Source organism: Methanococcoides alaskense, from assembly GCF_027594145.1.
GTDB lineage: Archaea > Halobacteriota > Methanosarcinia > Methanosarcinales > Methanosarcinaceae > Methanococcoides > Methanococcoides alaskense.
Genome location: NZ_JAQFFK010000005.1, coordinates 63,281 through 83,946 on the forward strand (window position 1 = coordinate 63,281; position 20,666 = coordinate 83,946).

Consider the following 20,666-nt stretch of genomic DNA (forward strand, 5'->3'; position numbering starts at 1 on the left):
CATGAAGTTCAATAAAAAAACCGGAAAAAATATTGTTGAAATTGATGAACTTGATGAGGATCAGCTCAGTGCCTATGAAGAACAGGTCATCCTAATGAAGCTTGATGATGTCAAGAAAGATGATCGTTTAAGAGATTTCATGAAGGATCCCAAAGGTTCCTTTTCAACATATCCTTATTATGCCATGATCTTCAGTGTACCTGCAGCAATTCTATTCATGATCGCTGGTTTGTACTTGACCTGGGGTACACCCGGCATTGATAATGTTCTAATTATTTCAAGCTGGATATTTATGCTCCCTCCTGCATTGACATACTATCGTAAAGCAAGTTACATCAACAAGGTAGAGGAATATCTTCCGAATTTTCTTCGTGATATTGCAGAGATGAGCAGAGCAGGTCTCACCCTTCCGTCTGCTGTAGGAACTGTTGCAAAAGGTGAATACGGTGAAATGACCGCGGAGATCCGTAAGATGGATGCTTCTCTTTCATGGGGTATCTCTTTTGAGGACACGCTTGAAACTTTCGGAAAAAGGATGAACACCAGTCTTATTACTCGGTCAGTAGCACTTATCACACAGGCAAATCGTGCAGGAGGTCGTGTTTCTTTTGTCCTCGAGGCTGCTGCAAGGGATGCAAGTGAGATCAAGACCCTTGAACGGGAGCGCCGTGGTAACATGGCTGTTTATGTTGTGATCAGTTACATGTCATTCTTTGTATTCATTTTTGTTATATTGATGCTGGCTACAAAGTTCGTTCCTACTATGCACATGGCAAGTGTAGCTTCATCTTCTGCACCTGCCGGTGGTTCTTTCATAGGTAGTTTCGATGCTGATAATTTTGTACGTGTACTTTTCCATGCCACCATCATCCAGGGTTACATGAGTGGCCTTGTTGCAGGGCAGATGGGGGAAGGGAAGTTGAGTGCCGGGCTGAAACACTCTTTCGCCCTGACGTTAATTGCATGGCTTTCATTCATAGTGCTTTAAACTATGCTGGACTATGAATGTTGGCTTCTCGAATAGTTGAACTATCGGTTGAACGAATGGTCAGTCAAATAAATGAATTAAAAAAAGAATATCAGAAGCTCAAAGTTTTAAAAATGAGCTTCTTGCCTTTTCTTTTATCGATGTGAAAAGGTCTTCTCCTTTTGTGTCTATTCCCACTATAAGAGGTCCGAATTCATTAACTTCAAGTTCCCACACGGCTTCCGGCATTCCAAGGTCGGGCCAGTGGACTGCAGGTACGTTCTTTATGGATCCTGATGCAAGGGCGGCACATCCGCCGGTATAGGCAAGATATACGCATTTTTCTTTCATGGCATCAGCCACATTGTTCATTCCGCCTTTTCCAATAAGGACGCGAACATTGAAGTTCTCAAGAAGTGCAGGCGTCATCTTTGACATTCTGTCACTTGTTGTAGGGCCTGCAGCAACAACTCTCCATTTTCCATCTGTCTGTTGCATAAGTGGGCCACAATGGTAAATGGCTGCACCTTCAAGGCTGAATGGAAGTTCTTTACCTTCTTCTTTTAGTTCGAGGATCCTCGCATGCGCTTCATCACGGGCTGTCAGTACTGTTCCGGAGATATAGACAATGTCGCCTGCACTGAGTTCTTTGATATCTTCTTTTTTCAGGGGTGTGCTAAGGTGATATTCCATCATTCGTCACCTCCGAGAACAACGGATGCGTGTCTGTTTGCCCAGCACTGGATATTAATGGCTACCGGAAGCGAGGCAGTGTGGCAGTAGGAAGTAGCAAGATGCACAGCAAGGGCTGTGTTATCCCCTCCTAGTCCCATGGGCCCGATGCCAAGGGAATTTATGTCTTTGAGGATGCCCTTTTCCTCATCGTTCATGTCCGTTACTTTGCGCAGGAGGGCAGCTTTTGCAAGACGAGCGGCTTTATCAAAGGACCCGCCGATACCAACTCCTACGATTATTGGAGGGCAGGGTCTTCCGCCAGCGTTGAGAACGGTCTCAAGGATGAATTTTCTTATATCTTTCAGTTCTGTGGGATTCATCATCTTAAGGGCACTCATGTTCTCCGAGCCTGCACCTTTTGGTGCGACCATTATCTTTAGCTGATCGCCTTCGACAAAGTCGTATTTGATATCAGGGAGGCCGTCTCCTGTGTTATCACTACTATTGCTTCTTGTTATGGGGTGTACTGCATTTGGCCTGAGGGGAACTTCCTGTGTGGCTATCCTGGAGGCTTCAAGGATAGCTCCTTTAAGGTCAATATCAAGCTTCAGTTCCCTTCCTATCTCTACATAAAATATAAGAATACCTGTGTCCTGGCAGAGGGGTATATTGTTGTTGCTTGCGATTTCAATGTTCTTCAGTATAGCATCGATCTGTGATTTAGCAACGTCACTTGATTCATTTTGTCTTGCGCTTTTAAGTGCGTCTATAACATCATCAGGGAGTTGTGTCTCTGCCTCTCTGATTATATCTACAGTGGCCTCAACTACATTTTTGTATGTCACCATGCTTGTTACCATGCTTGTCACCATGACCATCGTCATGCCTGTCAAAAAAGATCAATTTAATAATTAAAATGGTGCGGGAGAAGGGACTCGAACCCCCGAACGTCTACACGAGCAGATCTTGAGTCTGCCACCGTTGGCCACTTGGTTACTCCCGCATTTGAGAAATACGTTGCTATTAATAGCAGTATTTGTTATAAACATATCCATTCAAATTATTTGCATCTGTTGTTATAAGATGCGTTTATTGAGGTTCTTTAATGTGTCTTTGATATGTTCTTATCATGAATTCATTAATTTTTGATCGAATGCTGATCATGTCCTTATAAACATTCTGTTATTTTTGGAATTATATTTATTAGTGAGTAAGTAATTATATTATTCTGATGACAACCGTTCGATCTGAGAGTAATCTATCTTCTGGTCCATGCAGTGACAATGAGAGCAACAAAGAGCTTGTTCTGAGTGTAGCCAGTCGCGGCTGGCATCCGGAAATGCTGACCAAGAAGTGCAGCCATGGTTATCAGATGCATTTCGGGGGTTCTACCCTTGACCTTGAAGGATTGATCGAGTTCATGGGAGCTATCCATTATGCCCTTCCAAACCTTGTGTTCGAGATATATGATGTCATTGCAGAAGGCGACAAGGTAGTTACACGCTGGAATGCAAGTGGCACCCATCTTGGTAAGTTTCAGGGAGTTATACCCACAAAAAAACCTGTGCATTTCACGGGAATAACGATCAGTCGCATTGAAAATGGGGAAATAGTTGAAGACTGGGAAGAGGTGGATCAGCTTAATTTTGCACAGCAGTTCGGTTCCTTCTCTGATATGTTCTGATACTGTCCTTTCTTATCCTTATGAAATATCTTTTATAGAAACAGATGACTCTACAAATGACAATAATATATAAATTAAAAACGTGATCTTAATTTCAGTACCACTAACAAAGGAGAGTTCATTTGGTCAGCACTACCACCTTGTTTGCCCTTTTCCTTGTATATTGGGCAATCATATCGATACTTGACAAGAAAGGAATACTTGAGCGATACAACATATCTACCTATGGTCCTGTCCTTATGATAAGGACGGTCAAAGGTCAAGCCCTGTTGGATACCCTTGCACGCCCGAAGAGAAGTTGGAGGACCTTTGCGAACATTGGCATTGTCCTTATGTTCGTTGGCATGTTCGCCATGTTCTTCATAATCATACTTTCAGATGTTGCAATGCTGGCCTCTATAGGCCAAAGCACATTGCCGGAGCCCGGGAAGTTCAATGAGGCAAGGAATATTTTTCTGATACCAGGTGTCAATGAATTCATACCTCTGACGTGGGGTGTTATAGCCTTGCTTGTTACTCTTGTAGTCCATGAGTTCTCACATGCTATCCTCTGTAGGGTCGAGGGCATAAGGGTAAAATCCATGGGAATTCTCCTTGCCATCGTTCCAATAGGTGGTTTTGCCGAGCCTGACGAGGAGGAGCTATTCGGTGTTATAAAGGAAAATGCAGAAGACCTAAGTGCTGATACTACTGATGGACTCATCGAAAGACGTATTCTGGGCACCGTTAAAAAAGTGGTGCCTAAAAAAGTTGCTTCAAGGGAGCAGAGGGCAAGGATACTTGCTGCAGGTGTAATGTCTAATTTCGTTGTTGCTTTAATTGCATTCCTCCTTTTCTTCGGTCCTGTTCTTGGTGCTATAGCTCCAATGAGCGATACCATGATCATCAATGTGACCTCTGATTCGCCAGCCGATATTGCAGGGCTTCAGGACGGCATGGTCATAACACGGATAGATGATACTTCTATACAGAAGGCCAATGACATCATTCTTTACATGAACAATATAGAAGCAGGGACAGTTGTTCAGGTGCATGCTTCAAAGGATCAGAACTTGTTGGTCTATGATGTTGAGGTAGTAAATGATACGGATGATGGCATAAAGGGTATCTATGTCAATAATATCGTTACGGATTCTCCGGCTGAAGCAATGGGTCTTGAAAGCGGTATGCTGATAATAAAGATCGATGATACTCCAATAGGTTCATCGGAAGATTTTGTTACCTTTATGAATTCCACCAAGGTTGGTCAGGTCTTATCCGTGGAAACTGTGATCGCTGACAAAGCTACAGAAGGGAATGTCTCATCTGAGATATTTGAGATCGAATTGGCTTCCCACCCGGACGGCGGGTCTGAAAAAGGGTTCCTTGGTATCTATTATGGATCAAATGGAATTGAAATTGTGCCTCTTGGTATGTCCATAGGCGAATTCCCTGCAAAGGACTACCTTGCGGCTCTGAAAGCTATTCCTTCGATGCTTGGCGGATTCACTGGCTGGATAATTATTCTGGGCCTTCCTATATTTGGATTTGCAGGGGAGGGCTTCCCCGGATTTAGTGGTCAGCTTGCACAGTTCTATTCTCCGATAGGATGGGGTGAGCCATTAGGAATAGGTTTATTCTGGATCGCGAACACATTGTTGTGGGTAGGTTGGCTCAATTTTTATGTTGGCCTTTTCAATTGTCTGCCGGCAGTACCACTTGATGGTGGTCATGTGTTCAGGGACTATCTGCACGCTTTGATCAGCAGGTTCATTTCTGATGAAACCAAAGCAAAAGAGGTATCTTCCGCCATTGCAGCATCCTTTACAATGCTAATCCTGGCTTCGTTCCTCTTTATGATATTCGGTCCTTATATTGTACACGGATTCTAAGTGTACAATACATTTACATAGATCTGATCTTAGTAGTAAAATATAGATATAAGAGGTAAATTTGATGAAGTACCCAAATTTCTTACGCACGCATATGGCAGGGTATATTGGCATGTCCATAGCTGTCGTTGTTATCTATATTTTTATTTTTATTAAGATCATGCAGTTTGAGCAGCAGCTCGAACACATCAACTTTCACGATGCCTTCTACTGGGTGGTCTCAACTATCACAACGGTTGGTTATGGTGATATCGTATTCGGTTCTGTCATAGGAAAGTTATTCTCCATAGTTGTGCAGGTTTCTGGCATTTCCATGTTCTTTGGTATTCTGATAACACTTGTTGTAACTCCCTGGTTCGAGAAGACAATGAAACTTCCTTTACCTGCAAGGGTTCCTAAGAACATGTCCGACCATATCATAATCTGTGGGTATAACCAGCTCGTAGAGACCTTGATAGAAGAGTTTCAGGAGCAGAAGCTGGACTTTGTCATTCTTTCGGATGATGAGGAAGTCCTTCGTTCCATAAATAAAAAACATATTCCTTGCTTGTATGGTATAGCCAGTGAAGAGTCTTCTCTTGAGAATGCGAATATCCATTCTGCAAGGTTTCTCATTGCCAATATGTCGGACAGGGAGAATGCGAATATCACTCTGACCGCACGCAAGCTCAGTGATGTCCGGGTAATAGCGGTGGCTGAGGATGCTTCTAATGTGAAGTACCTGAAATATGCAGGTGCTGACAGGGTAATTTCACCAAAGCTCGTGCTTGGCAGGTTCATTGCAAAAAAGGCGGTCGATCCTATCCTTGGAATGGTTTCCGGTGCAACCGAGTTCTTTGATGGTTTTCGAATTGTAGAACTTCCGATACAGTCAAAAAGCAGTCTTGTTGGAATGACACTTTTTCAGGCATCGATAGAAGATAGGACGGGTGCCAAGGTCATAGCTCTGCGTAAAAGCGGGAATTTAACATTCGATGTTGATCAAAGTGATCGAATTAAACATAATACTGTAATCCTTGCAGCTGGTACAGTGGAACAACTTGCAAAACTTGAAAATTTAGCTGGGTGAAGCATTGCTATGAGAACAGATGAACATTTGATAGTACTTGGTTATGGTGATGTGGGTAAACGCATTGTAGAGGTGCTTCAGGACCATCAGCTCAATTTTATGGTAGTTGATACAAATGAGCAGAATTTTTCAAATGCTGATTTCCCTTATGTTGTGGGCGATGGTATGGATGAAGATGTCCTTAAAAAAGCCGGTATCGATAAAGCATCAACTTTGATAATCACTTTGAACGATGACAATGATGTTATTTTTGCAACCCTTATTTCACGTGGCATGAAACCAGATTCCCTCATATTCTCGCGTGCAAATTCTGTAAGGTCCATCGATAAGATATACAAGGCAGGTGCTGATTATGTGGGTTCACTTTCCATTGTTGCAGGGCAGATGCTTGCCAAGATAACTTCCACATGTACAAAATATGAATGTGACCATCTTTTCGAAGATATTGTTCTCTATGAGGGAATAGGGATCGAGAAGTTCCAGTTACATGAAAGTTCTTCGATGGTCAATGTTGCTATAGCCGATCTGAACCTTATCAAAAAGTTCGGTTGCAGGATACTGGGCGTTGAACGCAATAAGGAAGTTACTATCGATCCGCATGATCTGTTCGTCCTTGAACTTGGGGATGTGGTTGCAGTGGTAGGTGGCAGGGAACAGATGGAACTGTTCCACAATGCACATGTGACAAAGAATTGATATATTCCTGGGAAAACGATATTATGGATCCTCTCATTCTGGTTGCATTGGTGCTATTGCTTTCTATCCTCTTCTCATTTCTCGGAATGGGTGGTGCTGTTATCTATGTGCCACTGTTCTATTGGCTAGGGATCGACCTGATTACTGCCATTGCAATGGCTCTCATGCTCAATGTGGTCACAACTGCTTCTGCATCCATTACTTATCTAAGGAAAAAGGCAGTTGATCTCCCCACAGCAGCACCATTCATCTTATCCTCTGCAATAGCTGCACCCTTGGGTGCTTATGTCTCCACATCTGTTCCGGAAGAGTTCGTCCTTCATACTTTCAGTGTGGTCGTAGCTGCTGCCGGTGTATTTATGATACTCTCAAAAGATATCGGGGGGAATGATACTGCTTCTAACCTGAATGTAAAGGAACGTTTTGCTATCGGGATAATATCCGGTTTGTTCATAGGTTCCATTGCAGGACTGCTGGGCATAGGTGGCGGTATTTTCCTTGTACCAATACTCCTGTTCCTGGGATTTGGTGTCAGACGTGCTCCTGCAACATCTGCTTTGGTGGTGCTGTTCTCTTCCCTTTCCGGTTTCCTTTCCCACATCAGCAATGCCCAAATAGAACTTCGTACACTGGCAATCCTTGGGATCGTGGCTTTTATCGGAGGTCAGCTAGGTTCTCATCTAATGTACTTTAGAGTTTCATCCCTTCGTGGTTTCTTTGAGAAATATTTTAAAAAGATATTCGGTCTGCTATTGATATTGATATCCATGATGCTACAGTTATCCCTTCTTTAATGATGGCATAATGCGCTGTATGATTCTGCTTTCATGATGGAAAGCTTTAATAGTAAACATTAGGTTAGATTTGCATATTTCACATTTCTTCCAAAATATTTATATCTATTAAATTAATATTTAATACTAAAGATATAATAATGGTGATTTTATGAAGAGAGAATTCAAGATTAGTGAAAATTTAAAAACGCTTTATAATGATATGAAAGTAAGACTCTGGCTTCTCAACGTTGCAAAATCTGATGCTACAACTAAAACACACTTAGGTATTATGCACTCTTATGTGCGATTCACTGAGAAGTCACCAACCGAATTAATCATAGAAGCAGGTGATGAAGAAAAATGTGTTCCAATGCGGGATAGGTCGATTAAATTACATTTGCTATTATTTCAGGAATTTTTATCAAAGGGTGGTACATATCCCGATGGTTCTAAACAAAAATCATTAGCACAATCATCTGTGAAACAACAAGTTTCTGTTATCAATGGGTTCTATAAATCACATGATATTACAATTCCAACATCAATCAAGCCAATAACAGCATCTGGAAAGGCTGGAAATATTGGAATTCCTGAAAAGGAAGAATTGGAAATTGCATTGGCAAATGCTAATCTAACACAAAAAACTGTAATATATATTGGAACATCCAGTGGATTAGCTATCAGTGACATTCTTAAATTAAGTGTGGGGCAAGTAACAAAAGATATTGATGAAAATAATATCACTACTTTGACCCTTAACAGAAAGAAAACCGATATACCTTTTGAAACATTCTTATCACCTGAAGCAACAAGGACTATAAGACAATATCTGAATTATCGCAATGGTTACGGAACATCAAGTAAAAAACATATTCAACAGGATTGGCACAATAAACGGAAAGTCAATAGTGATGATGATTTTCTTTTTGTAAATGAACAAATTAGTAGTAAATATTTAGAAACTCTCGATGATAGTATCAGAGCATTGGATGAAAATGCCTTCATGAAGTCCGTGAAAAGCCTTTCAATAAAATGTGGATTCAATCCTGAAAAGAACACATATTGTAAATTCCATAGTCATTCATTTAGAAAATATTTTTCTACTAAATTACTATCGGCAGGCTGTAATGAAATCTTTAAGGACTATATATGTGGCAAAAAAATTGATATGAGTAAGAAAACATACTTTTTTCCTACTACAGCAGCTGCCAAAAAGCTTTACATGACCTATCTTAATGAGTTCACCTTTGAGAATACACAGACCATTACAATCAAAGATGATAATTACACGGCTTTGGAAAAGCAAATTGAAGAAATAGAAAAGGTCAAAGATGATAATGAACTATTGTTAAGACAAGAGATAGACAAAGTAAACTCCATGTATGTGGATATGTCCAACATGAGTAAACTTGTAGTTACATACAAAGGGATTCTAAATGGCTACAAAGGGCGTCTTGATATTTTAGAAGCAGAACGTCAAGTGCAACAAGTTTAATCCGCAAAACAAGCATATTTTCATCTGAATCTATTCTGTTAAAAATTCAGATGATTCTTATGCCTCTTCCCACTTACTCTTTTTTAAATTATACATTATAGTTTGATTTTTCGATTCTCTTATCTTGTTGACAAAAATTGACAAAGGACGTAACCGAGTTCGTCAATATTTTCAAAAATTAAAATGCTTTTTTAATGTTTAAAAATTAACTACGAAAGGGACATATTACTTTTCAAATAATTGGTTTATGTCATAGCATGTGCAATTTTTGCAGATTACAAAATCGTAATTGGGCGACCCAAAATATATATATCTAACTTCAACGGTCTCAATACTTAGAAGTATTAATGTATATTTATACATAAACTTCTATAAATTAAATTTAAAAATGAGGTGAAAAAATGAAAAAGAAAATTGTAATTTCAGTTGACCACGATGTTTTGGTTGACTTTGATAATGCCATTGAAAAAAGAATGATACCACGTAGTAGGTACTTAAACAAATTAATGAAGGAAGAAATAAAAAAATTAGAAAATAAAAACTACTATGTGAGTAGAAATGACAAATGAAATTGAAAAATCAGTGCATGCCAGTGCACTAGATGTTAAAGATACAAGTAATACTGATGAAATCAAACTACTTAAGCTTTGCCAAGATGACGAATTTGCAGTAGATATATCAAAAAAGGACAGTTCATTTGTGACTTCCTTAAAAGAAAATTCAGTATTCTATTCTCAAAAAGTTCAGATGATAGTTAACGAATTTGGTTTAAGTGAAGTTGAAGCAACAAAAGCTCTCCAGACCCTAGAATCGTCTGTTGCATCTAATCATAAAATGGATGAAATAATAAAGGGACTTTGCAGTACATTCAAAATTCCATTGGATGATGCGAAGGAATTATTTGAACTTGTACAGTTGGCTAATTTAGATACAAATGCTAAAAAGCCAAAAAAAGAAGACATGGTATGGGAAATTTCTGATTATATTAGGGAAACTCATCATGTTTTATGTATAGCTGATTCAAGGGAAGTGTTGCTTTATCAGGATGGAATATATACAAGCGCTGGTGCCATCACAAAAATCGAAAATCTAATCGCTGAAGGAGCATATTCTAAATTTAAAACCAAATTTTTAAAGAGCGATATTGCAAATACTCTTCATCGTCTGGAATACACATCCAGCATTGACCGAAACGAAATGGATTCGGATAAAGATTGTATTGTGGTCAATAATGGAATATTAAATGTTATAACAGGTGAATTAAGACCTCATATCCCCGATGAAAAATTCACAACTAAATTGGACATGCACTATGATAAGAACGCAGATTTAGTTAAAGAATTCAAATTTTACCTTGACTCTACTTTCAAAGGAATTGAATGGGAGATAGACATTTTCCAGGAATGGTTTGGTTATTGTCTTTACAACGGCTACCCATTGGCAAAATTTCTTTTCTTGAATGGCGATGGTGGAAACGGAAAAGGTACAGGATTAACTATACTTGAGCGTTTCTTGGGGGAATCGAATTGTAGTTCATTGTCGCTGGAAGAGATTGCATCAAATGACAAATTCACATTATGTACACTTGACAAAAAATGGGTTAACATATGTGGCGATATTGGAAATGGTACAATCAAAGCTACCAAAAATCTAAAAAAACTGACTGGAAGGGATACTATTACAGCACAATGGAAATACGGGCAACCATTCAGTTTTAAAAATCGTGCAAAATTGGTGTTTGCAGGGAATGAATTGCCTGAATCAACTGACCAGACAATGGGTTTTCTTAGAAGGCTTATTGTTTTAGATTTTCCAAACTCGTTTAAAGAAGGCGATAAAAATACGATTGTCGACTTAGAAGGAAAATGCACCACGCCTGAAGCATTAACAGGTATATTAACATGGGCTATTGAAGGACTTCAAAGGTTGTTAAAGAACAAGAAGTTTTCACACAGTATTTCTTGCAATGAAACTGCCAAACTATATGCCAAAAAAACGAATCCTGTTGAAAATTTCATAAAAGATAGGATAATTGGCGTGGAAGGTAATCTCGTTGAGAAAGACTTAGTGTATGATATTTACAAATCGTATGCGAAAGAACATGGGTTACCGAGTAAAGGAAAAACAATATTTAGCAAGGAAATAATTTCTGGCTGTAAAAAAGTTGGGATAAATATAAGCCCAAAACAGGCAACTTATGGCAAAAGACCTTACTGCTATATTGGAATAAAACTTGTATGTGATGATAGAGTGGAAATTAAAGATGGACCTTTTGAGGCTAGTAAAGTTTCATCAAATATTTCAATTCCTGTGAATCCGTAATAGAAGGCTCTTTTAACTGAAATATAAAAGTTGCATTGAGTTGATTCTATTTATTGGAATCAACTTTTTCTTTTTTGTTCCTTCTTATGTGGTTTACTTAAAAATTCGAAAATTACTTAAAATCTAAATAAAACCAACTTGTTTTTGACACTGTTTCTTATGCAATTTAATTAAAAATAAGTTATTTTTGCTTAAAATATTAGTAAATCTAAAATCAATTTCGTGTGTAATTTATCATTCGATTTTCTCTAAAATCTGGAATAAATGAAAATAAGTTTTTTTATATATTTGAATTCAATGCCTTACTCGAACATTGTCAGCTCTTATTAAGGTAATATTTGTTTTACAGACTTTTTTGGATATTTCCATAAATTTCAAGTAAAATGATATCAGTAAGCTATTTATTGGAAAATATTTTTAAGATAAATTTTGAGTAACTAATTTATCCCATATAATTTTTGAAAATGAATATTTGAGTAAATTCCAATCAAATTTTAAGTTTCTTCAAAGTAAGGCTTTGTACAAATCCTCTATAATATATGTACCACATATAAAGGAAATATCGATGTTCACCTGCTTTCATATGTAGTTAATCGATTCATCTACATTGCTCTAAATTCCTTGATATGAAGGATTTCTACAGAGCCGTTTTTAATCAAAAAAGAAGCTTCAAACATAGTTGAATTGATGGGGAGAGAATTAAAATGTATTGTAGATATTGTTCTGCTTTCACTGTATATTCTTCATATTTCAGAGGTTTAAATTCTGAAGCCTACTCCTTACCCTATCCACCACTCCACATCGTCGTACAAAGCATTCTGAGCATTCTGAGCCACTTACATAAAGAAGACTAAACTTGCTTTTTGAATGGATTTTCAAAATTATGCAGGTAAATAGACACCTTCTTATCATAGCATTTTTTGGAAATTAAATAGCAAATTGACACCATCTACTTGTATGAATTTTCAAGACATTATTCCAGCTTTGGTTACCTAGGCATTTTTTGGAAAAGCTAAATACGGAACTTATGCAATTTGCATGTTCAATATTTATATTTTTTAAGAAAGTTTTATATTGTTTTGAAACATTCTAAATTATGTTGTCAGTGATTTAGACGCTGACAAACTTTCAAAATAGATATTTTTCATAAAATTTATCGACCCGTTTAAAGGTGATTATAATCATGACTCAAAATTATCCTCCATTCATTGTAAAAAAATTAATATTGACCACGATACTAAATAACGAAAATTCCTATACTTCTGAAGCAATTTACGAAAAAAGCAACTATAGAGGCACATATAACTCTTTACGAAGCTTGTTGTATGATTATAAAAAGAGAGGCTATCTTGAAGTTATCAATAAAGGTAGACCTGCACTTTATTCTGTTACTTCACTTGGGAAGATGCATGCAGAGAACGAGTTTTTTGCAATCAATCGAAGAAGACGGAAAATTGAAGAAAAAGCTGTACTGATAGCAAATGCAATGCTTGAGGATTCAGATATTGTACAACAAAAAGCCTCAGAAATCGCAAATAGAATAAAAAGTGACAATGTAACTACTATAATTAAGCAGGAAGATTCCAATATCTGTGACATAGGCAATGAAAGTAAACCGAAAGTCATTGAAAATAATAATGAATCTTCAGAACAGAGCTTGCCTGACGGAAAAGATGGGATGATTGCAAAATTACGTGAAGAAATTGAATTCCTGGAAAGCAAGCCACCGGAAATTATCTACAGAAATGTATATGTATCAGCTGAAGATGAAAAACAACAACGAAATGATAAATCTGTAAACCGTGCGCCTTTAGCTCGTAGTTATAATGGAAAATTGTTGGATGATGTTTTTTTTGATGGTTTAGTTCATTATGGTCTTTACAAAAAACCAAAAGGTGCTTTGGAATTTATCCTCGGAAAAGATATTTTTATACTTCCTGTTACACAGGGCAACCCAAGTGTGAAATTAGACCTCTTAGAAAAGATTACCGACAGGAAAGAAGTCCTCAGTTACAAACTCTTTATCAGCAACTACTTCTCGGATGGATTTATAATCAGTAGTAAAAACATTGAAGAGCTAGCGAGAATCCCTTATGGGTCTAAGTCAAAAGCATCTGAGCCAAAGAATTCGCAATCTCCTACTAGAAGACAAAAAGGAAGTCTAAAGTCAGATATAAGTACAGGAAAAAATTCAAAAGTAGTAATTAAACCACCCAAAAAATAATGTTTCTGGAATTTCTTTGAGATATTACACTATATCAGAAATTCCTTCACTGTTATCTTCATCTGTTTCATCCATTTCATATCTTGAATTCATGACTCTAACTTGTAACTAGGCAATATTAGGTCAAGTTACAATATGCTAGTCATAAATTATGATATGTTTTATCTTTCCTATAAATTCCAAAATGTTGAAATTTGCATGGATTCTCCCTTTAAAGAATCCCAATTTACTTTATTCCTAACATACCCTGGAATATATTGTGCAATTTTAAATTTATCTTTAAAGCAGATATTTCTATTATTTGAAATAAATTTATTTTCGAAAATTCCCAAAATAAGAAGTGTCCTTAGTTGAGCTTCTTTATTACCCATATTTTCAGTACTACAGCACAAAATACTATTTACAGCATATAAATTTCCAACACTGCTTAGTATGTAACTAAGTAAACGTTCTCGCTCGGTACAATTTTTTCTTCTCAACCAAGTATTATATGATTTGAATTTCATCTTTTCGTTTTTAAAATTTTCACGTAATAAATCCAATTCATCAGATGTAAATTCATTATCTGCTAGCAATGCATGCATAATTTTAAATTTATTCCTATCTATAATTTGATAATCGCTATCATGAGCGAGCTTACAAAGAACCGATTTATCGAATATAAATTTGAATTGCTCAAGTGAAGTCTCTTCAATAGCCCCATCAAAACTTATTGTAAACACCTTAAGCTTACCTAGTTTCATATATTGATAAAACCAGTCCATATTAATCCGCGCCGTCTTAGCGAGATTAGTTTGCAGATAATCTAAATATGCAGAGTCAAAAAAGAATAAACACTGTTCATACCTTTCGATATTTTGTTTTAATTGCTTTTCTATCATTTGTTCAAAGTACGAATGACTTAATGCATATTTTTCTTTTTTGCGTGCTAGTACAGTACTTTGAATTTCTACGGGTAAATTTTCGCCAAGTACTACAAAGTCAACCTTATTAAATTCAGGTAATATTATAGAGTTAGGATATTCATTTTTCAAAAAATGTAAAATATAAGGCGAAACAACGTCAGCATTGTTCCAAAAAGTGTACTCAGCATCATTAAATGTTAATCTCGTTATACCATTATTTCTTTGCTCCCCTTTCATGTATAATTACCCCCTTAAACCAATTTTGTTCACATGTCGTGTCCATTAACATCTTTTAAAATGGGTTCATTGTAATGTTTCACCTCATTGATATTAAGCTTATCGGAGGGTAAATAGAGCTTCTTTTGTTCTCAATTCCAATTTCTATTCTCAATTTCTAAATTGAGTATCTAAAAAGTCATAAAATTGCGTATTTTTGTTTTAAAAGCATTTTTTCATTCGATAAGTTTCAGCTTTTTAATATTACAAACAAAATATATATATACATTTAGAAATATATAATCTTCTTGAAAATAAAAAAAGAGTTGATTTAAAATGAAAAATAATATTATAAAAAAAGCTGGGCTTTACATTAGAACTTCGACAGACAATCAGCAGGATTCGATACAATTGCAAAGACAAGAACTCCGAAATTATTGTCAATCAAAAGGTTGGGTCGTTCATGAAGATTATGTCGATTTTGGTTTCAGTGGAAAAAACACAGAACGCCCTGCATTTCAAAATATGATGCGAGATGCAAAGGAAGGTAAATTTGACATTTTGCTAGTTACTAAAATTGACCGATTTGCCAGGTCTATAATCGACTGTCTTGTCAATGTTGAGAAATTGGAATCATACAGTGTATCATTTGCAGCTACTGGTCAGCCAATCGATACGTCATCTGCTATGGGTAAACTCACATTGCAGATTATGGCTTCCTTTGCGGAATTTGAACGTTCAATCATTAATGAAAGAATGACAGCTGGGCGAAAGGCTGCGGAGAAAAGGGGTGTAGTGTGCCATCGACCAAGAAAAGATATTCCAAAAAAGAAGCTTGAAGAACTTGTTGGAAAAGGATTGTCAGCAAATGCTTGTGGAAAATTCTTTGAAGTTACAACTTCGACTATAACTCATAGATTGGTAGAGTATGGTTACGTGTATGAAAATGGAAAATGGGTAGAAAAATAATATACAAATTAAATATATTATGTATATTACATTTCGAAAATACTCTTAATAATGCAATTTGAACAAATAATAAAGGACTAAAATGTTTTCTATATATGTTGAAAATATCAGTTACAAGATTTTTAAAATTTATTATTATATTCAATGCCTTAAATTAATCCAAAATAGACCCGTTAATAGATTTCAACGATACTTTTACAGAAACAAATTATTCCTTCATCCCAAGGTGCAAAAATAGTACTTACCCTCAACGAACTAAGCACCCATTTATTAAAGGCAGCAGACATCCTGCGAAGCTCTATTGACAGTTCCGAATAACAAGCAGTACATATTTGGTCTTCTCTTCCTGAAGCGTCTATCTGACCAATTTGATGAGAATGCGAAGAAAAGGATTTGTTGAAAATGAATGAAGCACAGTTTCTATTGTACGTATTATGCAAGGATTATATCGGATATTGAAAAAGATTTGATTGAACAGCATGTGGAGAGTTTGATGGGAGTTTGAAGAAGATAGATTTCCATCCACCTGATTTAATCTTTTATGCTTGTTATCAAATTTAGAATATTCTGATACATGAAACATTTTAATATATTTAAACTGCTAATTATTTATACAACTATTGCCATTATTTAATAAATTTTAGAATTTATGGCAAGAGTTTGATGCATATATGGATTTTATCTTAAATTTATAAAAAAATAAAATGTGGTAGAAGTAAATGAATAGTCTCTCTTTGACATCACAACAACAAGAAGCTATCAAGTATGTAGATAGTCCACTATTAATTATTGCAGGCCCTGGAACTGGAAAAACAAGAGTTCTTACAGAAAAAGTAATTTTTCTCGTTAAAGAAGGATATGACCCTAATAGAATAATTGTCAGTACATTTACCATCAAAGCAGCAGAAGAACTTAAAGACAGATTACGTAAAAGTTTAGGTGATGCTGTAGAAAACATGCAAATTTCCACAATTCATTCGTTCTGTCAAAAAATGCTTCAATCTTTTCCGGAATATCATAATTTTGGTAATATTTTCGAAGTAATGGATGATTTAGACCAGTTTATCTTTGTAAATAAGAATTTTTGGAATTATGGATTAAAAGATTATGCAAAGGACATTAAAGTTGCTGAGCTTATAAACTTTTATAATAAATGTACTGAAAATGATGTTGACCCAGTAAAACTTATAAACTACTGCAAAACAAACAATCTGGATAGTTTTAAAAAAGCAATTGCAAAAAGTTACCAGATATATCTGGGGAATATTCTTGACCCAAATAATACAAGGCTTGATTTTGCACTTCTTCAAAGAGAATTCTATCATTTGCTTCAACAAAGTCCAGACGTTTTGCAGATTGTAAGAGATTCTCACGACTACATACTAATTGATGAGTACCAAGATACAAATCCAATCCAAGATGCTATTTTCAAGCTTATAAGTGAACCAAAATTTAATATTACTGTTGTGGGTGATGAAGACCAGAGTTTGTACAGTTTTCGAGGGGCATCAATCAAGAATTTTAGAACATTCCTCGACAGATATCCCAATGCAAAAAAATTGGTATTGGAAGAGAACTTCAGGTCAAATAAAGAGATAGTGTCTATGTTTGACGACTTTATGAAACCTCACAGAAAATTTAAAAAGAACATATTTACAAATAATCCAACTTTTTCAAAGCCAATATACATAACTGGAGACTCAAAGCAGTCTGAAGCTGAAAATATTGTTCAATTCATAAAAAGTGTGGTCAAGAATAATAACATCAAATATGAAGACATAGCCATACTTTTCAAAAGTGTAAAATTTCATTCATCATCTATTGTCGATGAACTTGAAAAAGAAAAGATTACATATATAGTAAAAGGAGATGGCTCACTCTTAGTACAAGATGAAGTTAAAGATTTGTTAATACTAATGGTATACATCAATTCACATATTCCAAACAAATATCAGAAAGAAAAGTATTTTGACAACAATATTCTTTATTCTAAATTTTTGGATTTGAAAGAAGACACAATTACAAAATTAAATCCAAAAATTGATATTTACAATCTTCTTGAGTCTTTTGACTATGATGAATTACAACGCTTAAATATTGACAACGAAGATTCTGATAAACTAATGGCTTTGAGGAATCTTAAATTTCAACAAACAAGAAATCCTATTAGTCAATTAAAGCTGTTTTATAAAATAATGGACGCAACTGGCTACCATTACAGATTATTCAAGAAATATCTAAAAGATAGAGACGAAACTGCAAATATGGCTATAAAGAATCTGGCCAAATTTTCAACTCTTATCTACAAATTCGAAGAAAATACGCATTCTAAACAGTTCAAATCTCTACTTTATCAAATTGGGACAATACCAGAAAACAAAATTGATGATGCTGCATCCTTTGAAAATATTAATGCAGTAAACCTAATGACTGTGCATCAAGCCAAAGGTCTTGAATTTCCTGTAGTGATTATGGCAGGTGTCACAAATAGGAGATATAATACGATAAATAATCGTGAAACAATTATAATGGATATACCAAAGGAATTAATGCTCGATAAAAATGACTACAATCGAGGGGAAGAAATAAGGAGAATATTTTATGTTGGAGTATCAAGAGCACAAAAACTGTTGGCCATAAGTACGATTGATGGACCTGGGAGTCATCCATCTAAATTCATTGATGAAATTGGGCAGAGTAACTTTATTAAATTAAACGATTTTAATAAAAAATTCACAGATAAAGACCATTATGAGCCTATAAAGGGTAAAACGAAATTAAGTTATTCTTCTGTAAGTGCATATATTGATTGCCCTTTTAGATTTTATTGTAGGGATTTTCTTGGATTCCAGACTCCAACAGATTACTATCAAGCATACGGTGTAATTGTTCATAATTCTCTTAAAAAACTACATGTTCTCATCAAAGAGGGAAAAGAAATTGATATACAAGATATCATCTCAATAGTTGACCTATATTGTAAAGATGATGATTCTCGAACTAAATGGCGTGATGAACTCATCACAGATTTATGGACTTACTATGAAAATACTGATAACTTTTTGACTGAAGTTCTTGATATAGAACTTCCCTTCTCGTACATTAACAAAGACCTTTTAATAAGTGGTCAGGCAGATTTAGTTATCAAGAACGAAAATAATGAAATTGAGTTGATAGATTACAAATCCAGATATAAAGAAGGTCTTGGAAGAATGAATGTGGATATTCAACTGCGACTTTATAATATTGCACTTCAATATAAATATGATGAAGAAATTAAAAACATCAGTGCTTATACATTCAAGGATAATGAACGAACACGATTTATGAATACAGAAGAAGACCTTGAAAAAACCAAGACTTTGGTAACTTCAATTGCTGAATCAATTGATAATAAAGATTTTGGAAGAAACTGGCAAGGAACTTCTTGTAATAATAAAACTGGAAAATGTGAATTTTACCATATTTGTGATGGACTTGAAGGGGGTAACTAAAATGGTGGATGAAAAATTGATTGATACTAGTGCTGATAAGCTTAAATTACTGTTAAAGGATTTGTTCCAATTCGAGAACAATGACCTTGATTTTGGAATATACAGAATCATTAACATCAAGAAAAAAGAAATATCTGAGTTTATTAACAAAGACCTTTTTGAAATTATAAATGAAAAAATCAAAACGGTTGGAGATAATTCAGAATTAAAATCCAATCTAGAAGCATTGAAGACAGTGATTGAATCTGATTTTGGATGCGAAATTCTAGAAGCAAAACAGAAGTATGCAGAACTTCCAAAAGTGCAATCTTATCTTGAAAAAGAAAAAGAAATGAATCAGGTTGACAAAGAAAATGATATCGAAGAAGAAATCTATGATGATATAATTAGTTTCTTTTCAAGATATTATGACAAGGGCGATTTCATCTCCAAAAGAAGATATTCTAAAGATGCAAAGTATGCAATTCCTTACAATGGTGAAGAAGTCTATCTGCATTGGGCAAATAACGACCAGTATTACATCAAAACTGGTGAAAACTTCAATAATTATTCATTTAAGGCTAATGCAATCAAAGTTGATTTTGAAGTAACTAGTGAAGAAGTTGATATTGAAAAAAACAATATTAAAGATTCTGAGAATAAATTTTTCATATTCAATGAGGCAGAGTATGATAGCAGAACTAAACATCTCAACGTAACGTTTGGATATCGTGGTTTAACGGGTGAAGAGGAAAACATAATCAAAGACATCACTAGCAAAAAAAGAATAGGAAAGGATGAAGTAAATCAGCACAATTTGATACAAATTAATGAAAGAATTGCTATTTATGGTTTATCTGATTTACAGAAAAAACACATGAAAATGGATGGGGAGAAGTCTGAAAAATCAGAACTTGAATGGCATCTTAATAAATACTCCACTAAGAACACAAGTGATTATTTTATTCATAAAGACCTGAAAAAATTCCTAAATCAAGAATTAGATTTCTATATCAAAAATGAAATCCTTCACATTGATGATATTGATTCAAAAGATGATTTTGATGTCAATTTGCGAAAAATAAAAGTTTTCAAAGAAATATCTCTTAAAATTATTGAGTTCCTTGCTCAGGTTGAAGAATTCCAAAAAAAGCTCTGGGAAAAAAGAAGTTTGTCCTTTCAACTGATTATTGTGTAACACTGGATTATATCGATGAGAAATATTATCCTGAGATACTTAAAAATGAGAAACAGCTTGAAGAATGGAATTATCTCTACTCTTTTGATATCAAAACAGAAGTCAAGAAGCTCAACGAAAAAATCA

The 20,666-nt window shown here is 35.4% G+C and carries 17 protein-coding genes and 1 tRNA gene; 14 read left to right on the plus strand and 4 right to left on the minus strand.

Going from position 1 to position 20,666, the window contains the following annotated elements:
* Position 1: 1 nt before the first annotated feature.
* Positions 2–988, plus strand: a complete 987-nt coding sequence (locus PBV53_RS08700; RefSeq protein ID WP_270096794.1) for a type II secretion system F family protein — start codon at positions 2–4, stop codon at positions 986–988.
* A 99-nt stretch (positions 989–1,087) separates the two neighbouring features.
* Here PBV53_RS08700 and PBV53_RS08705 read toward each other — a convergent pair whose 3' ends face one another.
* The 3 genes from PBV53_RS08705 to PBV53_RS08715 all read right to left on the minus strand — a co-directional run bounded on the left by PBV53_RS08705 (position 1,088) and on the right by PBV53_RS08715 (position 2,645).
* Complete coding sequence (locus PBV53_RS08705; protein ID WP_270096895.1) at positions 1,088–1,660, minus strand: FumA C-terminus/TtdB family hydratase beta subunit; 573 nt, start codon at positions 1,658–1,660, stop codon at positions 1,088–1,090.
* A complete protein-coding gene (locus tag PBV53_RS08710; RefSeq protein WP_270096795.1) occupies positions 1,660–2,502 on the minus strand; it encodes a fumarate hydratase in 843 nt (280 codons plus the stop codon). Before PBV53_RS08710 ends, PBV53_RS08705 begins: the two co-directional genes overlap by 1 nt.
* Before the next feature lie 57 nt (positions 2,503–2,559).
* Positions 2,560–2,645 (minus strand) — tRNA-Leu (locus tag PBV53_RS08715).
* Between the two features lie 228 nt (positions 2,646–2,873).
* On the opposite strand from PBV53_RS08715, the gene PBV53_RS08720 reads away from it, so the two are divergent.
* From PBV53_RS08720 to PBV53_RS08760, 9 genes are all read left to right on the plus strand, one after another.
* The gene (locus PBV53_RS08720; RefSeq protein ID WP_270096796.1) at positions 2,874–3,326 is read left to right on the plus strand and encodes an ester cyclase; all 453 of its coding nucleotides are present in this window, start codon (positions 2,874–2,876) and stop codon (positions 3,324–3,326) included.
* 122 nt (positions 3,327–3,448) lie between these two features.
* Entirely contained in the window at positions 3,449–5,197 is a 1,749-nt protein-coding gene (locus PBV53_RS08725) for a site-2 protease family protein (protein ID WP_270096797.1), read from the plus strand.
* Positions 5,198–5,261: 64 nt separating this feature from the next.
* Positions 5,262–6,266, plus strand: coding sequence for a potassium channel family protein (locus PBV53_RS08730; RefSeq protein ID WP_270096798.1), 1,005 nt, complete (start codon positions 5,262–5,264; stop codon positions 6,264–6,266).
* A 9-nt stretch (positions 6,267–6,275) separates the two neighbouring features.
* Positions 6,276–6,962 carry a potassium channel family protein gene (locus PBV53_RS08735; protein ID WP_270096799.1) on the plus strand — a complete coding sequence of 229 codons (687 nt, stop codon included), beginning with the start codon at positions 6,276–6,278 and terminating at the stop codon, positions 6,960–6,962.
* A 23-nt stretch (positions 6,963–6,985) separates the two neighbouring features.
* Positions 6,986–7,756, plus strand: a complete 771-nt coding sequence (locus tag PBV53_RS08740) for a sulfite exporter TauE/SafE family protein (RefSeq protein WP_270096800.1) — start codon at positions 6,986–6,988, stop codon at positions 7,754–7,756.
* A gap of 151 nt (positions 7,757–7,907) precedes the next feature.
* A complete protein-coding gene (locus PBV53_RS08745; RefSeq protein WP_270096801.1) occupies positions 7,908–9,233 on the plus strand; it encodes a tyrosine-type recombinase/integrase in 1,326 nt (441 codons plus the stop codon).
* Between the two features lie 401 nt (positions 9,234–9,634).
* Positions 9,635–9,802, plus strand: a complete 168-nt coding sequence (locus PBV53_RS08750; RefSeq protein WP_270096802.1) for a hypothetical protein — start codon at positions 9,635–9,637, stop codon at positions 9,800–9,802.
* Positions 9,792–11,555, plus strand: coding sequence for a DNA primase family protein (locus tag PBV53_RS08755; RefSeq protein WP_270096803.1), 1,764 nt, complete (start codon positions 9,792–9,794; stop codon positions 11,553–11,555). Before PBV53_RS08750 ends, PBV53_RS08755 begins: the two co-directional genes overlap by 11 nt.
* Positions 11,556–12,738: 1,183 nt before the next feature.
* Positions 12,739–13,779, plus strand: a complete 1,041-nt coding sequence (locus PBV53_RS08760; protein ID WP_270096804.1) for a hypothetical protein — start codon at positions 12,739–12,741, stop codon at positions 13,777–13,779.
* A 170-nt stretch (positions 13,780–13,949) separates the two neighbouring features.
* Here the strand turns inward: PBV53_RS08760 and PBV53_RS08765 are convergent, their stop codons facing one another.
* The gene (locus tag PBV53_RS08765) at positions 13,950–14,921 is read right to left on the minus strand and encodes a hypothetical protein (RefSeq protein ID WP_270096805.1); all 972 of its coding nucleotides are present in this window, start codon (positions 14,919–14,921) and stop codon (positions 13,950–13,952) included.
* Positions 14,922–15,236: 315 nt separating this feature from the next.
* Between PBV53_RS08765 and PBV53_RS08770 the strand changes: the two genes are divergently transcribed.
* The 4 genes from PBV53_RS08770 (at position 15,237) to PBV53_RS08785 (ending at position 20,540) form a co-directional block, all read left to right on the plus strand.
* On the plus strand, positions 15,237–15,869 hold the full coding sequence (locus PBV53_RS08770) for a recombinase family protein (protein ID WP_270096806.1): 633 nt from the start codon (positions 15,237–15,239) through the stop codon (positions 15,867–15,869).
* Between the two features lie 301 nt (positions 15,870–16,170).
* Positions 16,171–16,269 (plus strand): type I restriction-modification system subunit M N-terminal domain-containing protein, encoded by a 99-nt coding sequence (locus PBV53_RS08775; protein ID WP_270096807.1) that lies wholly within the window; start codon positions 16,171–16,173, stop codon positions 16,267–16,269.
* Between the two features lie 334 nt (positions 16,270–16,603).
* Positions 16,604–19,363, plus strand: a complete 2,760-nt coding sequence (locus PBV53_RS08780; RefSeq protein ID WP_270096808.1) for an ATP-dependent helicase — start codon at positions 16,604–16,606, stop codon at positions 19,361–19,363.
* Position 19,364: 1 nt separating this feature from the next.
* The gene (locus PBV53_RS08785; RefSeq protein WP_270096809.1) at positions 19,365–20,540 is read left to right on the plus strand and encodes a hypothetical protein; all 1,176 of its coding nucleotides are present in this window, start codon (positions 19,365–19,367) and stop codon (positions 20,538–20,540) included.
* The last annotated feature ends 126 nt before the right edge of the window (positions 20,541–20,666 follow it).

Excerpts from the sequence above, each read along its gene's own strand:
- PBV53_RS08730 (WP_270096798.1), top strand. The coding sequence starts at position 5,262 with ATGAAGTACCCAAATTTCTTACGCACGCATATGGCAGGGTATATTGGC.
- PBV53_RS08770 (WP_270096806.1), top strand. The coding sequence starts at position 15,237 with ATGAAAAATAATATTATAAAAAAAGCTGGGCTTTACATTAGAACTTCG.
- PBV53_RS08705 (WP_270096895.1), bottom strand. The coding sequence starts at position 1,660 with ATGGAATATCACCTTAGCACACCCCTGAAAAAAGAAGATATCAAAGAA.
- PBV53_RS08720 (WP_270096796.1), top strand. The coding sequence starts at position 2,874 with ATGACAACCGTTCGATCTGAGAGTAATCTATCTTCTGGTCCATGCAGT.
- PBV53_RS08750 (WP_270096802.1), top strand. The coding sequence starts at position 9,635 with ATGAAAAAGAAAATTGTAATTTCAGTTGACCACGATGTTTTGGTTGAC.
- PBV53_RS08785 (WP_270096809.1), top strand. The coding sequence starts at position 19,365 with ATGGTGGATGAAAAATTGATTGATACTAGTGCTGATAAGCTTAAATTA.
- PBV53_RS08745 (WP_270096801.1), top strand. The coding sequence starts at position 7,908 with ATGAAGAGAGAATTCAAGATTAGTGAAAATTTAAAAACGCTTTATAAT.
- PBV53_RS08755 (WP_270096803.1), top strand. The coding sequence starts at position 9,792 with ATGACAAATGAAATTGAAAAATCAGTGCATGCCAGTGCACTAGATGTT.
- PBV53_RS08735 (WP_270096799.1), top strand. The coding sequence starts at position 6,276 with ATGAGAACAGATGAACATTTGATAGTACTTGGTTATGGTGATGTGGGT.
- PBV53_RS08700 (WP_270096794.1), top strand. The coding sequence starts at position 2 with ATGAAGTTCAATAAAAAAACCGGAAAAAATATTGTTGAAATTGATGAA.
- PBV53_RS08740 (WP_270096800.1), top strand. The coding sequence starts at position 6,986 with ATGGATCCTCTCATTCTGGTTGCATTGGTGCTATTGCTTTCTATCCTC.
- PBV53_RS08765 (WP_270096805.1), bottom strand. The coding sequence starts at position 14,921 with ATGAAAGGGGAGCAAAGAAATAATGGTATAACGAGATTAACATTTAAT.
- PBV53_RS08760 (WP_270096804.1), top strand. The coding sequence starts at position 12,739 with ATGACTCAAAATTATCCTCCATTCATTGTAAAAAAATTAATATTGACC.
- PBV53_RS08710 (WP_270096795.1), bottom strand. The coding sequence starts at position 2,502 with ATGGTAACAAGCATGGTGACATACAAAAATGTAGTTGAGGCCACTGTA.